Here is a 3,980-nt window from a genome sequence, read left to right as displayed (position 1 = left end):
GGCATCGGCATGGTGGTCGTCGTGCCTGCCGCCGAAGCCGACCAGGCCGAAGCCTACCTGAAGGAGCAGGGTGAAACCGTTCACCGCATCGGCGCCATCGTCGAGCGCAGCGGCGAGGCGGTCGTGCTGGAGAACCCGCGCCGTGAGCAGTAACGACTACGCCAGCGACACGCTGACCGACATGACGCCGGCGCCGATCGACCAGCGCCGCATCGTGGTGCTGATTTCCGGCAGCGGCAGCAACCTCGCCGCGCTGATCGAGGCCCAGACCCATGACCGCCTCGGCGGCGAGATCAAGGCGGTCATTTCCAACGAGCCCGGCGCTTACGGGCTCAAGCGCGCCCATGAGGCGGGCATCGAGGCGGTCGCCCTGCCCCACCGCGAGTACGACAGCCGCGAGGCCTACGACGGCGCGCTGATCAAGGTGATCGAGCGCCACGAGCCGGACTTGATCGTGCTGGCAGGCTTCATGCGCATCCTGACGCCACGCTTCGTGCAGCGCTTCATGGGCCGGATGCTCAACATCCACCCGTCGCTGCTGCCCGCCTACCAAGGGCTCGACACCCACGCCCGGGCGCTGGCCGACGGCGTCGATGTCCACGGCTGCAGCGTGCACTTCGTCACCGAGGAACTCGATGGCGGCCCGGTCGTGCTCCAGGCCGAGTGCCGGGTCACCCCGGAGGACAGCGTCGAGAGCCTCAAGGAGAAGGTCCACGCCCGCGAGCACCTGATCTTCCCCATCGCCGTGCAGTGGTTCCTGCAGGGTCGGCTTCAGTACGCCAACGATGCCGTGACCATCGATGGCCAGCCCCTGCCGCCCCACGGCATGCGTCTTTCTCACGACGATGCCGCCGAGGAGCTCGACGAGGAGCCCTGACGGTCGCCTCGGACCGGCAGGAACCAACGAAAAAAGCGCGCCTTGTAAGGCGCGCTTTTTTTGGCTTCGATAGCGCTCAGGTGCGTGGGAGCGTCACGCCACGCTGGCCCATGTACTTGCCGCCGCGATCCTTGTAGGAGGTTTCGCACTCCTCGTCGGCGGTCAGAAACAGCATCTGCGCCACGCCTTCGTGGGCGTAGATCTTGGCCGGAAGGTTGGTGGTATTGGAGAACTCCAGCGTCACGTGGCCTTCCCACTCGGGCTCGAGGGGCGTGACGTTGACGATGATGCCGCAGCGCGCGTAGGTGGACTTGCCAAGGCAGATGGTCAGCACGTTGCGCGGAATGCGAAAGTACTCGACGGTGCGCGCCAGCGCAAAGGAGTTGGGCGGAATGATGCAGACATCGCCCTTCACGTCGACGAAGCTCTTCTCGTCGAACGCCTTGGGATCGACGATCGCCGAGTGGATGTTGGTGAAGACCTTGAACTCGTCCGAGCAGCGCACGTCGTAGCCATAGCTCGAGGTGCCGTAGGAAATCACCCGCTGGTCGTCGACGTGACGTACCTGGCCGGGCTCGAAGGGTTCGATCATGGCGCGCTCTTGCGCCATGCGGCGAATCCACTTATCTGGCTGAATACTCATGGGTTGACTAATCACTCACTAAAGGAAATCGTGGGGCCGCTCTGCTGCGTCCCCATCACCGCCTGGGCCACCTGGCGGGCGATGTCGGCAAAGGCCTGGCTCTCGGAGCTGTCGGGCTTGGCGATCACGCTGGGCGTGCCGGAGTCGGCCAGCTCGCGAATGTCGAGGGTCAGCGGCAGGCGACCGAGCAGCGCGGTATTATACTCATCGGCGATGCGTTCGCCTCCACCGGCGCCGAAAATAGCGGCTTCGTGGCCGCACTTCTCGCAGGTGTAGAGGCTCATGTTCTCGATCACACCGACCACCGGCACCTTTACCTTGCGGAACATCTCGATGCCCTTGCGTGCGTCGAGCAGCGCAATGTCCTGCGGCGTGGTGACCACCACCGCGCCGGAGACCGGCACCTTCTGAGCAAGTGTCAGCTGGATGTCGCCGGTACCCGGGGGCATGTCGATCAACAGGAAGTCGAGATCGTCCCACTTCGTCTGGTTGAGCATCTGCTGGAAGGCACCGACCACCATCGGACCGCGCCACACCAGCGCATCCCGACTGTTGACCAGAAACGCCATCGACATCGCCTGGAGCCCGTGAGCCTCGAGCGGCAGAAAGGTGTTCTCGCCCACGGTCTGCGGGCGCGTCCCCTCCGCAACGCCGAGCATCTGCGCCTGGCTCGGCCCGTAGATGTCCGCATCCAGCACGCCGACACGATACCCCTGGGCGGACAGCGCCAGCGCCAGGTTGACGGTGACGGTGGACTTGCCGACGCCCCCCTTGCCGGATGCGACGGCGACGATATGCTTGATCCCTTCCATCGGGCGCTCCTTGAACGTTGAATTGGCTAGATCATACGCGCTGAGGCGGCGTTCATAAACTCGGCGCATAAAAAAGCGGGTACGGCCCTGGCCGTACCCGCGTACTATCTGAAGGCTCAGTTGTTGCCCTGGCCCTGCTGCTCGTCGTCGCCGGCGTCCTGGTTCTGCTGCGCTTCGTCCTGCTGCGCCGGCTCCTGTGACGCTGAACCGCCCTGGCCCTGGGCGGAAGAGGCGCTGCCGGAAAGATCGGGCACGTCGTCCTCGGCCACGTCGTCGACTTCGCCCAGGCGGTCATCCAGCGCCGAGAGCTCGCTGCGCCAGTCGCGCAGCTGGTTCTCCAGGCGCTCGAGCTGCGCTTCGCGGGTCTCGATATCGCTTTCGACGCTTGCCAGTTCCTCGCGGCCGATATCGAGCGCCACCATCAGGTCGTCGGTCTCGCCGCGCACCTGGGTCAGGCTCTGCTCCTGCTCCTCGCGCTGCTCGCCGAGCGCGTCGATCTCGCTCTGAAGATCGTCGCGTTCGCTGCTGATGCTGTCGCGCTGGCTCTGAAGCTGCTCGAGCTCCTGCTCGGCGCTGTCGACTTGCTCCTGAAGGGCGCTCAGGCGCTCATTGGCCTCCTCGACCTGAGACTCGAGCGCCTCGAGCTCTTCCTGCGCCTGGTTCTGCTCGTCGAGGGCCTGCTGGCGCTGCTCCTCGGCCTGTTGACGCGCGGTTTCTGCTTCCTGGCGCGCCTCTTCGGCGCTTTCGCGGGCCTGTTCGAGCTCGTCGAGCGACGATTGGGCCTCGTCGCGAGCGCTGACCGCTTCGTCACGCTCGTCGCGCAACGACTGCATGCTGCTCTGAGCATTTTCGAGCTCTTCTTCCAGCGCATCCACTTCCTGCTGGAGCGAGTCGCGCTGACTTTGGAGCTCCTCGAGCCGCGACTGGACCGAGCCAACCTCCTGCTGAACCTCCTCGAGACCCGACTGTGCCTGACTCTGCTGCTCCTCGAGCGAAGCGATCTCTTCACGCATCGCTGCCAGGTCCGTCTCGGCCTGTTCGTACTCGCTTACACGCTGACTCAGGCGCTGATTCTGCTGCTCGGCGGCGGCCAGATCAGCTTGCAACGAATCGACGCGCTCGCGATGGGTGTTGGCATTGGACTGCGCCATGATGGCCCAGACCACTCCGATTGCGGCGATACCGGCGATCGCCCTGACCCGGTTGTGACGAAAGAGCTCGCGGGTGCTGACCTTGCGAGGAGTGTCATGCTGATGATCTAGCGGATTCTCGTCTGCCATGTTGCGTCCCTGAACGATTTGTTTATCTTCAAAAAAGTAGTTAACTCGGGCGCTACCCGCCAGTAATTCACGAAAACCCGCGTCTTTTCCTGCGATTCAGCCGATCAACCGTCAATTTATATTCCAAAAAGATATAACTTATTTCGTCGATCATGGCAGAACGCTTACATCGCTGTGTCGGGTTTGGCGCTATCCTCACTTATCGATTCGGCGACCACCACGCATTGCGAAGGGATCACGCATGCTCGTGCACGACACACCTTCCCCCGCTCTTCTCAGCGCAGACCGCCTGCTGGCGCATCTGCCGGGCGTCATCTTCCAGCTTCATCGCGACCGCAACGGGCGCCTGCAGTTTCGCTACCTGGAAG

General features: G+C 63.8%; 5 protein-coding genes. 2 read left to right on the top strand and 3 right to left on the bottom strand.

Going from position 1 to position 3,980, the window contains the following annotated elements; all coding sequences use genetic code 11:
• The first annotated feature begins 9 nt into the window (after positions 1-9).
• Together BIS11_RS12450 and purN are read left to right on the top strand one after the other, a co-directional pair.
• The gene (locus tag BIS11_RS12450; RefSeq protein WP_367399208.1) at positions 10-153 is read left to right on the top strand and encodes an AIR synthase-related protein; all 144 of its coding nucleotides are present in this window, start codon (positions 10-12) and stop codon (positions 151-153) included.
• Positions 143-877: a phosphoribosylglycinamide formyltransferase gene (gene purN, locus BIS11_RS12445; RefSeq protein WP_253419016.1), complete on the top strand. Its 735-nt coding sequence runs from the start codon at positions 143-145 to the stop codon at positions 875-877. The genes BIS11_RS12450 and purN overlap by 11 nt, the downstream gene beginning before the upstream one ends.
• Before the next feature lie 76 nt (positions 878-953).
• On the opposite strand, the gene dcd is transcribed toward purN, so the two are convergent.
• The 3 genes from dcd to BIS11_RS12430 all read right to left on the bottom strand — a co-directional run bounded on the left by dcd (position 954) and on the right by BIS11_RS12430 (position 3,612).
• Positions 954-1,520, bottom strand: coding sequence for a dCTP deaminase (dcd, locus tag BIS11_RS12440; RefSeq protein WP_253419013.1), 567 nt, complete (start codon positions 1,518-1,520; stop codon positions 954-956).
• An 11-nt stretch (positions 1,521-1,531) separates the two neighbouring features.
• Complete coding sequence (apbC, locus tag BIS11_RS12435; RefSeq protein ID WP_253419010.1) at positions 1,532-2,332, bottom strand: iron-sulfur cluster carrier protein ApbC; 801 nt, start codon at positions 2,330-2,332, stop codon at positions 1,532-1,534.
• 116 nt (positions 2,333-2,448) lie between these two features.
• Positions 2,449-3,612 (bottom strand): kinesin, encoded by a 1,164-nt coding sequence (locus BIS11_RS12430; RefSeq protein ID WP_253419007.1) that lies wholly within the window; start codon positions 3,610-3,612, stop codon positions 2,449-2,451.
• Positions 3,613-3,980: the final 368 nt, after the last annotated feature.

Source organism: Halomonas sp. 707D4, assembly GCF_024158685.1.
In the GTDB taxonomy this organism is placed as follows: Bacteria; Pseudomonadota; Gammaproteobacteria; order Pseudomonadales; family Halomonadaceae; genus Vreelandella.
Note: the sequence above shows the minus strand (reverse complement) of the source record. Positions and strands in the feature narration are given on the sequence as shown.